Annotated in this window: 16 protein-coding genes; 2 read left to right on the top strand and 14 right to left on the bottom strand. The window is 64.2% G+C overall.

All coding sequences use genetic code 11. The annotated features are described in order from the left end of the window. The first annotated feature begins 118 nt into the window (after positions 1 to 118). Together RCI06_RS05045 and RCI06_RS05040 are read left to right on the top strand one after the other, a co-directional pair. Positions 119 to 829 (top strand): DUF421 domain-containing protein, encoded by a 711-nt coding sequence (locus RCI06_RS05045; protein WP_242970845.1) that lies wholly within the window; start codon positions 119 to 121, stop codon positions 827 to 829. After that, complete coding sequence (locus tag RCI06_RS05040; RefSeq protein ID WP_101551201.1) at positions 826 to 1,206, top strand: DUF4363 family protein; 381 nt, start codon at positions 826 to 828, stop codon at positions 1,204 to 1,206. The genes RCI06_RS05045 and RCI06_RS05040 overlap by 4 nt, the downstream gene beginning before the upstream one ends. A 60-nt stretch (positions 1,207 to 1,266) precedes the next feature. On the opposite strand, the gene nrdR is transcribed toward RCI06_RS05040, so the two are convergent. The 14 genes from nrdR to RCI06_RS04970 all read right to left on the bottom strand — a co-directional run bounded on the left by nrdR (position 1,267) and on the right by RCI06_RS04970 (position 16,774). Beyond that, positions 1,267 to 1,737 (bottom strand): transcriptional regulator NrdR, encoded by a 471-nt coding sequence (gene nrdR / locus RCI06_RS05035; RefSeq protein WP_121585899.1) that lies wholly within the window; start codon positions 1,735 to 1,737, stop codon positions 1,267 to 1,269. Positions 1,738 to 1,828: 91 nt separating this feature from the next. Then, entirely contained in the window at positions 1,829 to 2,617 is a 789-nt protein-coding gene (locus RCI06_RS05030; protein ID WP_101551205.1) for a sugar phosphate isomerase/epimerase, read from the bottom strand. Positions 2,618 to 2,737: 120 nt separating this feature from the next. Beyond that, positions 2,738 to 3,658 (bottom strand): protein translocase subunit SecF, encoded by a 921-nt coding sequence (gene secF, locus RCI06_RS05025; protein WP_101551207.1) that lies wholly within the window; start codon positions 3,656 to 3,658, stop codon positions 2,738 to 2,740. Then, complete coding sequence (gene secD / locus RCI06_RS05020) at positions 3,658 to 5,016, bottom strand: preprotein translocase subunit SecD (RefSeq protein ID WP_101551209.1); 1,359 nt, start codon at positions 5,014 to 5,016, stop codon at positions 3,658 to 3,660. The genes secF and secD overlap by 1 nt, the downstream gene beginning before the upstream one ends. Positions 5,017 to 5,301: 285 nt before the next feature. Further along, positions 5,302 to 6,735, bottom strand: coding sequence for an adenylosuccinate lyase (purB, locus tag RCI06_RS05015; RefSeq protein ID WP_306574726.1), 1,434 nt, complete (start codon positions 6,733 to 6,735; stop codon positions 5,302 to 5,304). A gap of 123 nt (positions 6,736 to 6,858) precedes the next feature. Beyond that, positions 6,859 to 8,145 carry an aminotransferase class I/II-fold pyridoxal phosphate-dependent enzyme gene (locus tag RCI06_RS05010; protein ID WP_276870344.1) on the bottom strand — a complete coding sequence of 429 codons (1,287 nt, stop codon included), beginning with the start codon at positions 8,143 to 8,145 and terminating at the stop codon, positions 6,859 to 6,861. Between the two features lie 341 nt (positions 8,146 to 8,486). Further along, positions 8,487 to 9,881, bottom strand: coding sequence for an asparagine--tRNA ligase (asnS, locus tag RCI06_RS05005; protein WP_101551216.1), 1,395 nt, complete (start codon positions 9,879 to 9,881; stop codon positions 8,487 to 8,489). Between the two features lie 96 nt (positions 9,882 to 9,977). After that, positions 9,978 to 10,754 (bottom strand): 4Fe-4S binding protein, encoded by a 777-nt coding sequence (locus RCI06_RS05000; protein WP_306574724.1) that lies wholly within the window; start codon positions 10,752 to 10,754, stop codon positions 9,978 to 9,980. Between the two features lie 20 nt (positions 10,755 to 10,774). Further along, on the bottom strand, positions 10,775 to 10,960 hold the full coding sequence (locus RCI06_RS04995; protein ID WP_306574721.1) for a hypothetical protein: 186 nt from the start codon (positions 10,958 to 10,960) through the stop codon (positions 10,775 to 10,777). A 142-nt stretch (positions 10,961 to 11,102) separates the two neighbouring features. Next, on the bottom strand, positions 11,103 to 11,480 hold the full coding sequence (gene crcB / locus RCI06_RS04990; protein WP_101551223.1) for a fluoride efflux transporter CrcB: 378 nt from the start codon (positions 11,478 to 11,480) through the stop codon (positions 11,103 to 11,105). A gap of 207 nt (positions 11,481 to 11,687) precedes the next feature. Beyond that, positions 11,688 to 12,029, bottom strand: a complete 342-nt coding sequence (locus RCI06_RS04985) for a histidine triad nucleotide-binding protein (protein ID WP_288234054.1) — start codon at positions 12,027 to 12,029, stop codon at positions 11,688 to 11,690. Positions 12,030 to 12,059: 30 nt separating this feature from the next. Beyond that, the gene (gene alaS, locus RCI06_RS04980) at positions 12,060 to 14,699 is read right to left on the bottom strand and encodes an alanine--tRNA ligase (RefSeq protein ID WP_306574719.1); all 2,640 of its coding nucleotides are present in this window, start codon (positions 14,697 to 14,699) and stop codon (positions 12,060 to 12,062) included. A 332-nt stretch (positions 14,700 to 15,031) separates the two neighbouring features. Then, positions 15,032 to 15,592, bottom strand: a complete 561-nt coding sequence (locus tag RCI06_RS04975; RefSeq protein ID WP_306574718.1) for a hypothetical protein — start codon at positions 15,590 to 15,592, stop codon at positions 15,032 to 15,034. A gap of 21 nt (positions 15,593 to 15,613) precedes the next feature. Then, on the bottom strand, positions 15,614 to 16,774 hold the full coding sequence (locus tag RCI06_RS04970) for a DUF6070 family protein (protein ID WP_306574717.1): 1,161 nt from the start codon (positions 16,772 to 16,774) through the stop codon (positions 15,614 to 15,616). Positions 16,775 to 16,851 lie beyond the last annotated feature (77 nt).

The raw sequence follows: 16,851 nt of genomic DNA, 5'->3' as shown, positions 1-16,851 counted from the left end.
ATTCCTCCCGTTTTACAGTTTGATACAGCGTTAGTATTGCCAGTAAAGCGGCGGGAATATCCATTCGCTTTCCGGCCAGACTAAGAGTCAGTAAAAATCGATGGAGGTTCGATGGCTTTTGTATATTGTATTCATCCGCGTGCTGATCATCTATGCGCTGATCATTCTGAGCCTTCGGCTGATGGGCAAACGTCAGATCGGCCAGCTCCAGCCCTCCGAGCTGGTCGTCACCATCCTGGTCTCCAACATCGCGACAATGGCGATCGAGGACAGCAACGTGCCGCTGATCGGCGGCATCATCCCCATCCTCACGCTGGTTTCCTTCGACGTTCTCATCTCCGCGATGACCCTGCGCTATAAAAAGATGCGCCGCATCGTCTCGGGTACGCCGCGCGTCATCATCCGCGACGGCAAGATCGACCAGAAGCAGCTCAAAGAGCTGCGCTTCACGATCGACGACATGATGGAGGAGCTGCGCGGCAAGGATATCTTCGACGTGCGCGACGTGGCGTTCGCGATCGTCGAAACGACCGGCTCCCTCTCGGTCTACCCCAAATTCACCGCCCAGCCCGCCACCGCCGGGATGCTCAATCTCCAGGCCCCTCCCGGCGCGGACGCGCCGCCCGTCGTGCTCATCGCGGACGGGGTCGTGATCGACAGCGCGCTTGGCTACTGCAACCTCAAATATGAGTGGCTCGAAAAAACGATCACCGACAACGGCTACACCACACAGGACATCTTCCTGATGACCTGCAACCGCCAGGCCGACTACCTGATCGTGCCCAAAGCACAGCTCAAGCTCAAGGACCGGAAGGAGGATGCGTCATGAAACGGGTCGTCGCAGTCTGCGTCATCATCGCGCTCATCCTCGCGGCGAGCACGGCCGCGCTCATGCACCTGCTGCGCGTGTCTGACGAGATGGAGGCCTCCCTCTCCGCCATTGCGGACGCCATCGACCGGGACGACATGCCGCGGGCCGCGCGGCTCACCGACGAGTTCCACGAGCAGTGGGAGCGCAACGAAACGGTCATGACGCGCTATATCCACCACGACGAGCTCGACACGATCACCGGCATCGTGGCGCGCCTGCCCATGCTCGCGAAATACGGCGAAACCGCCGAATACGCGGCGGAGGTGGCGCGCCTGCGCCACCTGATCTCCCACATCCGCGACGCGGAGATCCCCACGCTGCCGAATATCTTTTAGCGCGGGCACAAAAAAGAGGGCCCATCCGGATATCCGGATGGGCCCTCTTTTTGTTTCAAATCATTTTCCGTCCCCGTCGCGGGAGCTCAGCAGGGTCTGGAGCTCCTTCATGAACGAGTCGATGTCCTTGAACTGCCGGTAGACCGACGCGAAGCGCACGTAGGCGACCTCGTCGATGCCGCGCAGCTTCTCCATGGCGAGCTCGCCGATCTTGTAGGAGGGGACCTCCTTTTCCAGCGAGTTGCGCAGCGTCATCTCGATGTCCCGCACCGCCTCCTCGAGCACGTCGAGCGGCACCGGGCGCTTTTCGCAGGCGCGCACCATGCCGCCGAGCACCTTGCCCGAGTCGAACTCCTCGCGCGACTTGTCCTTCTTGATGACGATCAGCGGGGTGGTCTCGATGACTTCATAGGTGGTGAACCGCCGCCCGCACTTGATGCACTCGCGGCGGCGGCGGATGCGCTCCGACTCGTCGGTCGGACGGGAATCGATGACTTTGCTTTCGACATATCCGCAGTATGGGCACTTCACAGGACCATCTCCCTCATTCTGTTGGGGCGCTTGTTTATACTATCTGTATTACCCGTATCATAACATAAAACGCCCCGCAAAACAAGGAATTTTAACCATTTTCCGCGTGGATCGCCGCAAGAATCCGTGCATAACTGTCATCGAGCTCCCCATACCCGCCGTAACTGTCGCGGTAAAGCTCGAGCATCACGCCGCCGTCGAAGCCGTACCCGCGCACCCTTCCGAGCAGCGCGGCAAGGTCGAGCTCCCCCGCCCCGAGCGGCAGGCAGTCGCCGCGCGCGCCGTGGTCGCTCACGTGCAGATGGACAAGGCCCTCCCCCATCGCGCCGGCCATCTCGGCGGGCGAATAGCCCGCCCGCACGCACTGCTTGATGTCGAGGACGAACCGCGCGCCGGGGAGATAAGCGCGCATGTCGGTGAAGAAATCGGGGCAGTAGCCCGCGCAGCGCGGGACGTTCTCCTGCGCGACGGTGACCCCCATCCGCCTCCCCGCCTCGCAGAGCTCCGCGAACCGGTCGAAATAGAACCGGCGGGAGCGGGTGGTGTTCCTGCGGTCGCCGTGGAAGACGAAGAGCTTCGCGCCAAGCAGGTTGGCGGCGTGGAAGTACCGCTGGTAGAAGGCGATCCCGTCCGCGAAGCGGCGTCGGTAGTCGGAGAAGAAGAGCAGCGGCTCGAGGCCCGAGGTGAACGGATGCACCGAGAGGATGCGGGTGCCGCCGCCGTCCGCCGTCCGGCGTAGCTCGCGCAGGTAGCCGTCGTCCAGCTCGCTCGGCGCGTTAAAAAAGACCTCCGCCGCCTGCGCGCCCAGGCCCGCGATATAGGAAAGCCCCCGCTCGGTGAGCTCGGGATAGAAACACGCGGTGGATATTCCGGCCAGCATCGGCCTTCCCCCTTCCGCCCCGCGGGGCAGTGACTTTTTCCATGATATGCGCGCCGTCCGCGCGCTGTCAAAATGGAGATGGGCCGCCGGCAGTGCCGGCGGCCCAAGAATGGCCCAGCCTTACTTTTTCGCGAGCTTGTGCTCCTGCCAGAGCGTCCAGAGGGAGCCGGAAATGAACATCGAGGAGAAGAATCCGGCGAACATGCCCACCAGAAGCGGGAAGGAGAAGGTCAGGATCGAGCTGACGTTATAGACGAGCGACATCACGCACACGCAACCGACCGCGATGACGGTCGAAACGGTGGTGTTGATCGAACGGGACATCGACTGGTTGACCGAAATGTTGACCAGGTCCTTGTAGGAGGTCTTGACCGGCAGCAGCCTGCGGTTCTCACGGATGCGGTCGTAGACGATGATCGTGTTGTTGATCGAGTAACCCAGGATGGTCAGCATGACCGCGATGAAGCTGTCGTTGAGCGGGAAGCCGCAGACGACGAACGCGCCGTAGGCGATGATCAGGTCGTGGACGAGCGCGGCCACCGCGATGACGCCCGCCGACCAGCCGTTCATCTTGCGGAACCGGAAGGCGATATAGACGATCATCAGGATGGAGGCCACGGCGACCGCGACCACCGATTTGAGCAGGAAGTCGCGCCCGATCGACGGGTCGACGTTGCTGATGCTGGCGGTCTGGATGTCCGCGCCGGGGAACTTCTCGTTGAGCGCCGTGTTGACCGCGATCTGCTGGTCCGGCGTGACGCCCGACTTGGAGTTGAGGGTAATCACGTAGTTGGTGGCGCCGGTGTTGACGTCGTTCTGCTCGCGCAGCGTGACCTTCTGGCCCAGCGAGTTTTCGATGGAGCTCTGGAACTCGCCCTTGTCGAGGTCGCCGTTAAACGAATAGGTGACGATCGTACCGCCGCTGAACTGGATGTCCAGCTTCACGCCGGGGAAGAAGGAGGCCAGGATGGCGATGACAATCAGGACAATCGAAATTGTGAACCAAATCTTTCTGCGTCCGACAATATCAATCTGTTTCATTATTTGTCACCTCCATACAGCCACGCCTTTTTAAAGGGCTTGAATTTGGAGATCGACTTGAGCATCAGGCGGGAAGCGGTGACGCCCATGATGAAGTTGAAGATGACGCCGACGATCAGCGTATAGCCGAAGGAGTAGATCGCGCCGGTGGCGGAGGCGCCGAACCAGCGGAAGATGGGGCTGAAGATGGTGCCGAAGATCGAGCTCGGCGGTCCGAACGCGCCCATAAGGATGATCGCGACGAGCACCATCGTGATGTTGCCGTCGAAGATGGCCGCGAAGGTGCGCTGGAAGCCCGAATCGATCGCGCCGTCCAGCGTCTTGCCGTTGCGGAGCTCTTCCTTGATGCGCTCGGAGGTGATGACGTTCGCGTCGACGCCCATGCCGATCGAGAGGATGATACCGGCGATGCCCGGCAGGGTGAGCGTAAAGGAGGGGAACGGCGCGAAGAAGCCGGTTAGGCAGGCGATCATGCCCGCCACCTGGCCGACCAGCGCGATCGTGGCGACCACGCCGCTCATGCGGTAGATCAGGATGATGAAGAGCGCGACCAGGATGAAGGCGATCACGCCCGCGGTGACCATCGCGTCACGCGCGCCGAGGCCGAGCGTCGGGGAGATCGAGGAGAAGTTCTCGGTCTCGAGCTTGAAGGGCAGCGCGCCGGCGTTGATCTTTTCAGCGAGGTCCTGCGCGCCCTTGACATCGAAGCCGCCCGAAATGGTGGCCACGCCGTTGGGGATCTGGGTCTTGACGGTCGCCGAGCTGATGCGGTTCTCGTCCATCCAGATGGAGATCGGCTGCCCGACCAGGCGGCCGGTCGCCTCGGAGAAGAGCTGGGCGCCCTCGGTGTTGAGGTTCAGTTCGACCATCGGCTCGTTGGTCTGGGAGTTGAGGACGGCGCGCGCCGAGGTGACGTGCTTGCCCTCGATGACCACGGGGCCGGTGTACTCGTTGCCCTCGCGGAAGGTCAGCAGCGCGGTTTCACCGAGCTCCTTGACCGCCTGCTCGGGGTTGAAGTCCGACTCGCCCTGCTTCCAGGGGAAACGGACGATGATGCGGTCCTTGCTGTCGTCCACATAGGTCTCGTAGTCGGTGATGTTCTGGGAGACCATACGGACCTTGATAATGGATTCCGCGGCCGCCATCTCCTCGGGAGAGGCGTCATAGTCCGCGGGCGGGGTAAATGTGACGTCCACGCCGCCGCGGATGTCGATGCCCCAGCGGATATCGTCCACACCTTTGATGTAGGTGTGGGTGTTATCCCCGTAGGCGGTCGACACGCCGAAGAACGACAGCGCGGTAAACGCGGCGATCAATATCAGTACGACAAAGAACACCGGTTTTCCAACCTTTTTCATCTGCTTGTCCTCCTTGCAAAACCACAACTGCAAAAACAGCCGGCAGCCGCTGCGCGGCTGCCCGTGGTTTTCCTCTGGCCTCCCCCGGCCGTCCGCACGGCGGCCCGGACAACTTCACGCCGCGCATCCTCCGCGGCCTGAAACTGCCCGCCCCGCCGGGCTTTCCCCCGGGTTTCCGGCCATGCCAAACATCCGCCGGGACGCGCCCGGCCGCAATGCGGCACTTTTTTAATTATATTGGATATGAACGGAAAAGTCAATCGGTTTTTGCCGCGCGGGCGCGGATTATACCGAAAGCTGCGCCCGCTCGCCGAGCAGGGAGCGGTTCGCCTCGAGCACCGGGTTCACCACATCGCGCAGGTATTCCTCCACCTGCTCGGCGCTGCGGCCGGTAAAGCGGGCCGGGTCGAGGATCGCGTCGACCTCTTCCCTCCGGAGCCCGAACGCCGGGTCGGCGCAGACGCGCTCGATCAGGTCGTTGTCGCCGCCCTCCTCCTTGACGTGCCGCGCGGCCGCCATCGAGTGCTCCCGCAGCCGCTCGTGCAGCTCCTGCCGGTCGCCGCCGCGGCGCACCGCGTCCATCATGATGTTTTCGGTCGCCATGAAGGGCAGCTCCTTCATCACCCGCTGGCGCACCACCTTGGGATAGACGACCAGCCCGTCGCAGACGTTGAGCATGATCCCCAAAATCGCGTCGGTGGCGAGGAACGCCTCCGCCACGGCGACCCGCTTGTTGGCGCTGTCGTCGAGGGTGCGCTCGAACCACTGGGTCGCGGCGGTGAACGCCGGGTTGAGGGAGTCGGTCATCACATAGCGCGCGAGCGCGGTGATCCGCTCGCTGCGCATCGGGTTGCGCTTGTAGGGCATCGCCGACGAGCCGATCTGGTGGGCCTCGAACGGCTCCTCCATCTCCTTGAAGTTCTGGAGGATGCGCAGGTCGTTGGAGAACTTGCTCGCGCTCTGGGCGATGCCCGCGAGGACGCCGACCACCATGCTGTCCACCTTGCGCGAGTAGGTCTGCCCCGAGACGGGCACGACCGCGTCAAAGCCCATCTCCCGCGCGATGTCCTCCTCGACCGCCCGGATCTTCGCGCTGTCCCCGTCGAAGAGCTCGACGAAGCTCGCCTGGGTGCCGGTGGTGCCCTTGCTGCCCAGCAGCTTCAGGGAGGCGATACGGTGCTCGAGCTCCCCGTAGTCGAGCATCAGCTCGTTGAGCCAGAGGGTCGCGCGCTTGCCGACGGTGGTGAGCTGCGCGGGCTGCAAATGGGTGTAGGCGAGCGCGGGCATGTCCTTGTAGCGGTCCGCGAAATCCGCCAGCAGCGAAACGACGTTGAGGAGCTTGCGGCGGAGGATCCGCAGGCCCTCCCGCATGACGATCACGTCGGTGTTGTCACCGACGTAGCAGCTCGTCGCGCCCAGGTGGATGATCCCCTTCGCCGAGGGGCACTGCACCCCGTAGGCGTAGACATGGCTCATCACATCGTGACGGACCTCCTTCTCCCGCGCCTCGGCGACGTCGTAGTTGATGTCGTCCGCGTGGGCCTCCAGCTCGGCGATCTGCGCGTCGGTGATCGGGAGGCCCTGCCTTTGCTCCGCCCTGGCCAGGGCGATCCACAGCTTCCGCCAGGTTTTAAACTTGTGGTCGGCGGAAAAAACGTATTGCATTTCATCGCTCGCGTAACGGGTGCAAAAGGGGCTTTCGTATCTGTCGTGGGCCATCTTTGTCCTTCCTCTCCGGTTTCTGATTCCGTCCCTGCCGGGATGATGCAATGTGATTAGTATAACACAGGGCGGGCAATTGAAACAATTGCCCGCCCGCATTTTCTGTAAATTTTTCCCCTTTTACGCGGCCAGCAGCTTTTCCACCGCCGCGAGCTGCACACTGATGCAGAGCAGCTCGACCGCCTGTTCGAGCTCGGGGACGGTCGGGTAGGTCGGCGCGACACGGATGTTGCGGTCGCGCGGGTCCTTCTTGTAGGGATAGGTGGCGCCCGCGCCCGTCAGCACGACCCCCGCCTCCTTGCAGAGCCGGACCACCCGCCTGGCGCAGCCGTCCATCACGTCGAGCGAGATGAAATAGCCGCCGTTGGGGGCGAGCCATTCGGCGATCCCCTTGCCCGCGAGCTCCCGGTCGAATGCGTCGAGCACCGCCGCAAACTTGGGCCGCAGGAGCTCCGCCTGCTTATCCATGTGGCGCATGACGCCGTCGAGGTCCCCGAAGTACCGCGCGTGGCGCAGCATGTTGAGCTTGTCAAAGCCGATCGTCTGGAAGGAGAGCAGCTCCTTCATCCGCTTCATGACGGCCTCCGAGCAGGCGAACACCGCGATGCCCGCGCCCGCGTAGGAGATTTTCGAGGTGGACGCAAAGATCATGACCCGGTCGGGATCGCCCGCCTTCTTGCACTCGTCGAGGATGTTGAGCAGCGTGTCGCGGCGGTCGGGATAGAGGTCATGGACCGCGTAGGCGTTATCCCACATGATCATGAAGTCGTCCGCGGCGGTCTTCATCCGCGCGAACCGGCGCACCGTCTCGTCGGAATAGGTGATGCCCTGCGGGTTGGAGTACTTCGGCACGCACCAGATGCCCTTGATCGACGGGTCGGAGCCCACCAGGCGCTCGACCGTGTCCATGTCCGGGCCGTCGGGGGTCATCTCGATGGGAATCATTTCGATGCCGTAGAGCTCGGTAATTGCAAAATGGCGGTCGTAGCCGGGCGCCGGACAGAGGAATTTCACCTTGTCGAGATAGCGCCACGGCTTCGCGCCCGGGCGCACGCCGAGCAGCATCATCTTGCCGATCGCGTCGTACATGACCGACAGGCTCGAGTTGCCGCAGACGAAAAGCTCCTCCGGCGCGACGCCGAGCATGTCGCAGAAAATCTTCTTGCACTCGGGGATGCCGTCGAAATCGCCGTAGTTGCGGCAGTCCGCCCCGTCCTCCGCCCTGGTGGACGACTGGGAGGTCACCGTGTCAAGCAGCCCGGAAACCAGGTCGAACTGGTCGGCGGCCGGCTTGCCGCGCGACATGTCGAGCCTCAGCCCCTTCGCCTTGAACGCCTCGTACCGCCCGAGCAGTTCCCCGTGCAGTGCCTCGAGCTCCTCACGGGAAAGCTCCGCATATCCTGACATCACCGCTACCTCCTGCGCCTCGCGGGAAACCCCGCGTTCATTTGCCATCATCGTCAAAACACCCGCCTATATCATATGTAATGGAAAGTTTGTCATACGCCCGCGCGGCTTTCCCGCCGTTTGGGCCCTATGCTATAGTATATGCCAATTTTGCCCGTTTTGCAAGATGAATTTTTGAATCCTGCAAAATTCATGATTCCGTACCAAAACAGGCCCCCGTAAACAGGGGAAATCTGGTCGATCGGCACAGGATTTTCCGGATAAGCTGCATCGTTTCCCGCACCCGGGCGCAGAAAAAATCCGCCGCGGGCCAGTGCCCGCGGCGGATCCGTGTTCTTTTTTTAATACTCCGCCGAACCGGTCGTGCGCGGGAAGGGCAGCACGTCGCGGATGTTGGAAACGCCGGTGATGTACATGATGAGCCGGTCGAAGCCGAGGCCGTAGCCCGCGTGCTTCGTGCCGCCGAACCGGCGCAGGTCGAGGTACCAGTGGTAGTCCTCCTCGCGCAGGTCGAGCTCCTTCATGCGGGAAAGCAGCACGTCGAGCCGCTCCTCACGCTGGCTGCCGCCGATGATCTCCCCGATGCCCGGCACCAGCAGGTCGACCGCCGCGACCGTCTTGCCGTCGTCGTTGAGGCGCATGTAGAACGCCTTGATCTCCTTGGGGTAGTCAGTGACGAACACCGGGCGCTTCATGACCTCCTCCGTGAGGTAGCGCTCGTGCTCGGTTTGCAGGTCGCAGCCCCAGTAGACGGGGTACTGGAAGCGGTCCTTGACCTTTTCCAGCAGCGCGATCGCCTCGGTGTAGGTGACGCGGCCAAAATCGGACGACACGATTCCCTCCAGACGCTCGATGAGGCCCTTGTCGTAGAAGCTGTTGAAGAACGCCATCTCCTGCGGGCACTGCTCCAGCACGTAGGACAGGACGTATTTGATCATCTCCTCCTCGAGCTGCATGTTGTCCTCGAGGTCGGCAAACGCGATCTCCGGCTCGATCATCCAGAACTCCGCCGCGTGGCGGGGGGTGTTGGAATTCTCGGCGCGGAAGGTCGGGCCGAAGGTGTAGATCTTGCCGAACGCCATCGCCATGCACTCGCCCTCAAGCTGGCCGGAGACGGTCAGGCTCGTCTGCTTGCCGAAGAAGTCCTGCGAGTAGTCGACCTTGCCGTCCTCGGTGAGGGGCGGGTCCTTCGGGTCGAGGGTGGTCACGCGGAACATCTCCCCCGCGCCCTCGCAGTCGCTGCCGGTGATCAGGGGGGTGTGCGCGTAGACGAAGCCGCGCTCGTTGAAGAATTTATGGATTGCGAACGCCGCCACCGAACGCACCCGGAACACCGCCTCAAAGGTGTTGGTGCGGGGGCGCAGATGGGCGATCGAGCGGAGGAATTCGAGCGAATGGCGCTTCTTCTGGAGCGGATAGTCGGGCGTGGAAAGGCCCTCAACCTCCACCGATTCCGCGTGGATCTCCAGCGGTTGCTTGGCCTCGGGAGTCAGCACCACCCGCCCGTGCACGGTGATCGCGCTGCCCACATTGAGCTTCACGATCTCGGAGAAGTTCGAAAGGGTCCCCTGCTCGAGGATGACCTGCAAATTCTTGAAGGCGGAGCCGTCGTTGAGTTCGATAAAGCCGATCGCCTTGGAATCGCGGATGGTGCGTACCCAGCCGCAGACGGTCGTCTCTGCGCCGTCGAAATCCTGCGGCGCGGAGAAGAGCTGTTTGATCTCTGTCCGTTTCACAATACTACCTCTTTCCAGATGATATTCACTCCACTAATATACCACAGGATGCCCCGGATTTGCAATAAAAAACCAATCCAAACGGAACCGTCCCGTTCAGAGGACCCACTTGGGTTCCCGGCGCAGGCTGTTTTTCTTCGCGAACGGCTTTTCCGCCACCGACAGCATGAGGCCGTTCACCCTGCGCGCCCCCGCCGGGCAGACCTTGACGCACCGCATGCAGGAGATGCAGCGGCTGTTGTCCGTTTTGGAGGGGTCGTCCGCCGGGATCGCCCCGGCGGGGCAGTTTTCGGCGCAGGCGCCGCATTTCACGCACTTTCTGTCCGCCTGGGGCTTGAGCGGCACGCCGGAAAATTCCCGGTAGGGCCGGTTCCCCTTGACGGCAAGCGGGCCGAACTCTCCCGTCCCCGCCGCCCGGGCGAGCTTCTCCCTCGCCAGCCCGGCGAACGTCCGGACCGCCTCCAAATCCGCCGCGTCGGGACGGCCGCGCGCGACCGAATGGAAGATCGAGTGCTCGGCGAGGAAGGCCCCCGCCCCCGCCGGGCGAAAGCCGTTTTCCTCCGCGAGATCGCAGAGCTCGAGCAGCGCGTCGTCATAGTCCCGGTTGCCATAGACCGCGACGAGCAGCGCGGGGGTGCCCTCCCCCTTCATCCGCGCGAACCGCTTCGCCGCAGGCGCGGGAATCCGCCCGCCGTAGACCGGCGCGGCGAAGAGGACGAGCTCGTCCGGGCCGAAGCGCTCCTCCTCCGCGTCCGCGCAGGTCAGGTCGACGATGCGCGCGCCGGGCAGAAGCGCCTCCGCCAGCGGCTTCGCGACCGCCGCCGTCGTGCCCGTGGGACTGAAAATGAACGCCGTCAATTTGGTGATCTCCATAGTAGGTACCTCCACTTTCTTTACGGTCTTAGCGGTTCTTCCGCCCTTTCCAGTTCCTCTACACCGAACGCGATCATGCTGACGATTACGCGGTTGACGCTCACGTTCTCCCGCCATGCGATGCGTTCCACTGCCTCGATAAGCCGCTCCGGCAGATCGATCGACTGGTAGACCGACGGGTCCCTCCGCACACCACGAATCTCCAACGGCACGGCAACCACCTCTTCACGCATTGTGCTATCAGGATAGCACAATTGCCAATGATATGTCGTCGGTATTCCGTTGGGTTTTCGCTGTTTCTGCAAACAGAGGTTGCGTTTGGAACGGGCACCGCCACTCCGTTTCTCTTTACGCCGCCCGCGCCGCGCAGAGCTTCCCCGCCGCCGCGCCCGCGAGGCAGAAAACCACGCTCAGCAGGACGTTCGCCGCCGCCATCCACGGCCGGCCCGCCTGGAAGAGGTTCACCGTCTCAAGGCTAAAGGTGGAAAAGGTCGTGAAGCCTCCCATAACGCCCGTCGTCAAGAAGAGGCGCAGCCGGTTCCGGTCGGGGCAGGCACGCGCGAGCAGCTCCGACAGGAACCCGATCAGGAACGCCCCGGCCAAATTGACCGCGAAGGTCCCCAGCGGGAAGCCCCGGGTATCGAGCCGCCCCGCCGCCAGCGAGACGAGGTAGCGCGCCGACGCGCCCAAAAAGCCGCCGCAGCCGACAGCCAGAAGATTTCCCATGCCGTTCCTTCCTTCCGCGAAAAAATAGACGCACGCGCACCTGCCCTCCAAATGGAGGGCAGGTGCGCGCAAAGGGCGCCCCGCCGGGGTGGGGCACACGGGGAGGGGCGGCCCGCCCCTCCCCGTGAGGCGCATCGAGCGGGCGTCGCGCCGAGCAGTCCCGCGAGCGGGGGCGCTTTGGTCGGGACGCCAAAGCGCCATGCGCCTTTAACCCGGAGGCCAGGTCATATCGCGGCCCGCCAGCACGTGGAAATGCAGGTGGCCGACCGTCTGGCCAGCCTTGGGGCCGCAGTTGGTGACGACGCGGTAGTCGTCGCCCGCGCCGAGCTCGGCGGCGACCTTCGCGATCACCGCGAAGATGTGTCCGACGAGAGACGCGTTCTCCTCGGTGATCCGGTTCGCGCCGGTGATGTGCTCCTTGGGAATCACGAGGAAGTGCACCGGCGCCTTGGGGTCGATGTCGTGGAACGCGTAGCAGCGCTCATCCTCATAGATTTTCCTGCTGGGGATTTCGCCCGCGATGATCTTGCAGAAGATGCAGTCGCTCATGGTATGCCCTCCTTCCCGTATGGTGCGTGTTTATTCGACCAGCCTGCTCACGATGGAGGTCAGCTGGGCCATCGCCTCGTCGACGCGGAAGATCTCCGACGTGCCGCCCTGCGCGCTGTCGGGACGGCCGCCGCCGCTGCCGCCGCAGAGGGCGGCGAGGTCCTTGACGATCTTGCCGGCGTGCGCGCCCTTCTCGACCGCCTGCTTGCCGCAGACCACGAGGATGGACGCCTTGCCGTCGTTGGTGGTGGAGAAGGCGCAGACGATGTCGGAGAACTTCTCGCGCACCCGGTCGCCCATCGTGCGCAGCGCCTCAATCTTCGCGCCGGTCATCGCGACCGACGCGACCCGCACGCCGCCGACGATCTGGGAGTTCTCCAGCACGTTGCCGAGCTGCGCCTCCGCCAGCTTGCCTTCCGCGCCCTCCAGCTTGCGGCGCAGCTCCTTCATTTCGCCGTTCAGCGCCTCGACGCGCGCCGGCAGCTCGGCAGGGCTCGCCTTGACGGCCGCCGCCGCCTGCTCGAGCAGCGCCTCCTGCTCGCTAAAATAGCGCAGCAGGTTCTTGCCGGTGACCGCCTCGATGCGGCGTACGCCCGCCGCGACCGACGACTCCTTCACGATCTTGAAGAGCCCGACCAGCGCGGTGTTCTCCAGATGGGTGCCGCCGCAGAACTCGGTCGATTCGCCCGGGATGTCGCACACGCGCACAACGTCGCCGTATTTTTCCCCGAAGAGCGCCATCGCGCCCAGCTTCTTGGCCTCCTCGATCGGCATCTCGTCGACGTGCACGTCGACCGCCGCGAGGATCATCCGGTTGACGATCTCCTCCACCCGCTTGAGCTCCTCCGGCGTAACCGCCGAGAAGTGGCTGAAGTCGAACCGGCAGACGCTGTCGTCATAGAAGGCGCCCGCCTGGTGCACGTGGTCGCCCAGCACCTGCCGCAGCGCCGCCTGAAGCAGGTGGCAGGCGGTGTGGTTGCGCATGATGTCGCGGCGGCGGTCGGTGTTGATGGCCGCCGTCACCCGGTCGCCCACGGCGAGGGTCCCGACCGTCAGTTCGCCCACATGGACGAAATGCCCGCCCTTGGACTTTTTGCAGTCGTAGACGTTGAAGGCGTTCCCGCCAGCCTTGATAAAGCCGCTGTCGCCCGCCTGGCCGCCGCTCTCGGCGTAGAAGGGGGTCACGTCGAGGACGACCGAGCCCAGCTCGCCGTCGTGCAGCTCGTCGACGCGCCGGTTGTCCTTCACGAGCGCGACGATCCTCGCCTCGGCGGTGTTCTCGGTGTAGCCGACAAATTTCCCCGGCGCGCCGAGGTCCGCGAGCACGTCCTCCTCCCAGCCGAGATCGCCCAGCGCGGCGCGCGCCTCGCGGGCGCGCTGCTTCTGCGCCTGCATCTGGCGGTCGAACTCCGCCTCGTCCAGCTCGATGTGCCGCTCGGAAAGGATCTCGCGGATGAGGTCGACCGGGAAGCCGTAGGTGTCGTAGAGCTTGAAGGCGTCCGCGCCCTTCATGACCTTCCGGTCCATCTGGGAATCGATCCTGTCGATGAAGCTGCTCAAGAGCTCCATGCCCTGGTCGATCGTGCGGGCGAAACGTTCCTCCTCGACCTTGATGACCTTGACGATGTAGTCCTTGTGCTCGACCAATTCAGGATAGGCGTTCGCGTTCTCCCCGATGACCGTTTCGCAGACCTTGTAGAGGAAGGGCTCGTTGATGCCGAGCAGGCGGCCGTGGCGCGCCGCGCGGCGCAGCAGGCGGCGCAGCACATAGCCGCGGCCCTCGTTCTGCGGGAGGATGCCGTCGCTCACCATGAAGGTGGTGGAACGGATGTGGTCGGTGATGACGCGCAGCGACACGTCGGTTTTGGCGTCCTTGTGGTACTCGACGTCCGCGATGCGCGCGACGTGCTTTAAGATATTCTGCACCGTGTCGACCTCGAAGAGGTTGTCCACCCCCTGCATGATGCAGGCGAGGCGCTCGAGGCCCATGCCGGTGTCGATGTTCGGGTGCTCCATCTTCTCATAGTGGCCCTCGCCGTCGCCGTTGAACTGGGAGAAGACGAGGTTCCAGAACTCGACGTAGCGGTCGCAGTCGCAGCCGGGGGCGCAGTCGGGCTTGCCGCAGCCGTACTGCTCGCCGCGGTCGAAATAGATCTCCGAGCAGGGGCCGCAGGGACCGGACCCGATCTCCCAGAAGTTGTCCTCCTTGCCCAGCCGCACGATGCGCGCCGGGTCGACGCCGACCTCCTTGGTCCAGATCTCCTCCGCCTCGTCGTCGTCCAGGTAGACCGACACCCAGATGCGGTCGACCGGCAGGTCGAGCTCCTTGGTGATGAACTCCCACGCCCACGCGCACGCCTCGTGCTTGAAGTAGTCGCCAAAGGAAAAGTTGCCCAGCATCTCGAAATAGGTGCCGTGGCGGGAGGTCTTGCCGACATTCTCGATGTCGGGGGTGCGGATGCACTTCTGGCAGGTCGTCACCCGGTGGCGCGGCGGCTCCTCAATGCCGAGGAACCACTTTTTCATCGGGGCCATGCCCGAGTTGATGAGCAGCAGGCTCGCCTCGTCGGCGGACGGCATCAGCGGGAAGCTCGGCAGCCGCAGATGCCCCTTGCTCTCAAAAAAGCTGAGGAATTTTTCACGCAGTTCGTTGAGTCCGGTCCATTCCATTGTTTTCACTCGCTCCTTTAACCTTTTCCGGCGGAAATACAAAAAGATGCTCCTCGCCCCAAAAGTTGGGACGAAAAGCATCTGCCTTCCGCGGTACCACCCAAATTGCGCGGGAAACCCCCGCGCCGCTCGCTGCGGTTAACGCCCGCCTGCGTCCGGCTCGTCGCCGGAAGGCTCCGGGGCGGCGCCCGCCTCTTCCGCGGCGCGCTCCCACCAGCCGCGCGCCTCTCTGTGCCGGAATCCACGGATTGACCCCATCTTCGCCGTTATCTCTTTGTAGTATACCCTCCCGCGCGCCCGATGTCAACCGCAAAAACGCACGGGAAGCGGGTTTACGCGGCCTGCCCGCGCGGGGCGGGGCCCGGCGGCTCCTCCGCGAGCGCGGCCGAGGCGGCGATCGCGTCGAACCTGGCGTGCTCCGCCTCGAAGGCCGCCGCCGGGCAGGTCATCACCGCCACCGCGAACCGCCCCGAGTAGCCGGAAAATTCGATCAGCGTGAAATAGTAGGCGGTTCCTCCCGCCTCTAACAGCACCGACGTAAAGGAGTGTCCCCCGTCGGCGCGCTCCTCCTTTCCGCCCGGCTCCCCCGCGTCCTCCAGCCGGGCGCAAAAGTCCTCCACGTGGAAGTCGAGTGCCTCGGACGGCTCGAACGGCATTGCCGCGCCCTCGCGCGTGTAGGAGAACACGCCCGCCGAGAGCTCCCGCGCCTCGTCGCGGCAGACGAGGTCGAAGGCGCGGCTTTCGGCGTCCGCCGTCCAGCCCGCCGGGAACGTGAAGGTCATCCGCCCGTCCTCCGTGGCGAAAAGCGCGCTCCCCGCGTCCGCGGGCTGTGCGGCGCAGCCGCAGCAGACCAGCAGGGCCGCCAGCGCGGCCATTCCCCGTCTCCTGTTCATCCGTATCCTCCAAACCGTCGTCTATCCCCCGGCGCCCGGCTCCACCCGGTTGCCGAGATAGTTCCAGCTTCCGTCCTCTCCGGGCAGGACGGTCAGGTAATACCGTCCCGACCAGTCGTCCGGGCGAACCCAGTCGACCCGCAGCGTCATGCTGCCGTCGGGGTGATCGGTTTTATCCGTCACTTCCAGGTCCCCGCCCACAAAGGTGCCGCTTCCCTGGAAATACTGCATCCGGTAGGTCTGTGTGTCCGGGCGGTAGTTGGGCAGCGCCCGCAGTTCCTCCGCGGTGACCGGGAAATATCCCGTCAGCAGCCCTTCCACGTCGGCGGCGGGCACCTCGTAGGTGTCATAGGCGTCCTCCACCGCTTCATAGGTATCGGAAAGCTCCTTCCCCACGCTGCTCGAGAGCGAGACGAACACGAATTCCCACCACACGTCGCCGTGGTTTTCCGCGTCCCAGTCGCGCGTCAGCACGTTGCTGTGGTCCCCGGCGACGGGCATGACGTATTTTTCGCAGAGACCCCAAAGCTCCTTCGGCAGCGGGACGATCCGCTCCTGCTCCGGGAGCTCGTCCGGGGAACGGCTCCATTCGATCCAGCCGTCCTCCCGGAATTTGACGCCGGACAGCGTCTCCACCGTCGTGGAATCCGCCGAGGGCGACAGGTCCCCGAATTTCCAGCACCGGTATTCCCGGGAGAGCGTCCCGTCCGCCGCCGTCATCCGGTACTGCGCGGCCTCTTCGGCGCCGACCCAGTACCAGGCGGTTTCGGCGTCCTCGCCGCGCCGGAAGGCCTCGCAGAACTCCGCAATTGCCTGCCAGCCCTCGATCCCGCGCTCGCTGTTCCCGTAGTCCCACAGCTTCGCGGGGACGCCCAGCGCCGTTACCGCCGTGAGCAGCCGTTCCCGTTCCGCCTCGGGGAACGCCGCGATTACCTCCCCGTACTCCGCCGTGATCTCCCGGGCGGCCGGAGCGGCGGCCTCCACCACCCGTGCGAACTCACCGTCCGAGGCGGACGCCTCCGCCTCGGGCCGCTCCTGCGCGGGGGAGCTCACGGGTTCCGGAGCGGCGGGCGGCACGGAGGATTCCGGCGCGGCGGGCGCGGGAGCCTTCCCGCAGGACGCCAGCGTCAGACAGCAGAGCAGCGCGCACACCGCGCGCAGGGACTTTCCATTCATCATCATCTTTCGCCTCCATACCATACCAAACCATCCGCGGCGGAAGAACGGGACAAAACCGCAGAAAACGGGGCGGGCGTTCC

It is taken from the genome of Anaerotruncus massiliensis (ex Togo et al. 2026), assembly GCF_030825285.1.
Lineage (GTDB): Bacteria > Bacillota > Clostridia > Oscillospirales > Ruminococcaceae > Anaerotruncus > Anaerotruncus massiliensis.
Note: the sequence above shows the minus strand (reverse complement) of the source record. Positions and strands in the feature narration are given on the sequence as shown.

Bases quoted from the DNA above. Each gene is read 5' to 3' on its own strand.
- secF (WP_101551207.1), bottom strand. From the start codon at position 3,658: ATGAAACAGATTGATATTGTCGGACGCAGAAAGATTTGGTTCACAATT.
- RCI06_RS04975 (WP_306574718.1), bottom strand. From the start codon at position 15,592: ATGAACAGGAGACGGGGAATGGCCGCGCTGGCGGCCCTGCTGGTCTGC.
- RCI06_RS04985 (WP_288234054.1), bottom strand. From the start codon at position 12,029: ATGAGCGACTGCATCTTCTGCAAGATCATCGCGGGCGAAATCCCCAGC.
- RCI06_RS05000 (WP_306574724.1), bottom strand. From the start codon at position 10,754: ATGGAGATCACCAAATTGACGGCGTTCATTTTCAGTCCCACGGGCACG.
- crcB (WP_101551223.1), bottom strand. From the start codon at position 11,480: ATGGGAAATCTTCTGGCTGTCGGCTGCGGCGGCTTTTTGGGCGCGTCG.
- alaS (WP_306574719.1), bottom strand. From the start codon at position 14,699: ATGGAATGGACCGGACTCAACGAACTGCGTGAAAAATTCCTCAGCTTT.
- secD (WP_101551209.1), bottom strand. From the start codon at position 5,016: ATGAAAAAGGTTGGAAAACCGGTGTTCTTTGTCGTACTGATATTGATC.
- RCI06_RS05030 (WP_101551205.1), bottom strand. From the start codon at position 2,617: ATGCTGGCCGGAATATCCACCGCGTGTTTCTATCCCGAGCTCACCGAG.
- RCI06_RS04970 (WP_306574717.1), bottom strand. From the start codon at position 16,774: ATGATGATGAATGGAAAGTCCCTGCGCGCGGTGTGCGCGCTGCTCTGC.
- RCI06_RS05040 (WP_101551201.1), top strand. From the start codon at position 826: ATGAAACGGGTCGTCGCAGTCTGCGTCATCATCGCGCTCATCCTCGCG.
- RCI06_RS05010 (WP_276870344.1), bottom strand. From the start codon at position 8,145: ATGTCAGGATATGCGGAGCTTTCCCGTGAGGAGCTCGAGGCACTGCAC.
- purB (WP_306574726.1), bottom strand. From the start codon at position 6,735: ATGGCCCACGACAGATACGAAAGCCCCTTTTGCACCCGTTACGCGAGC.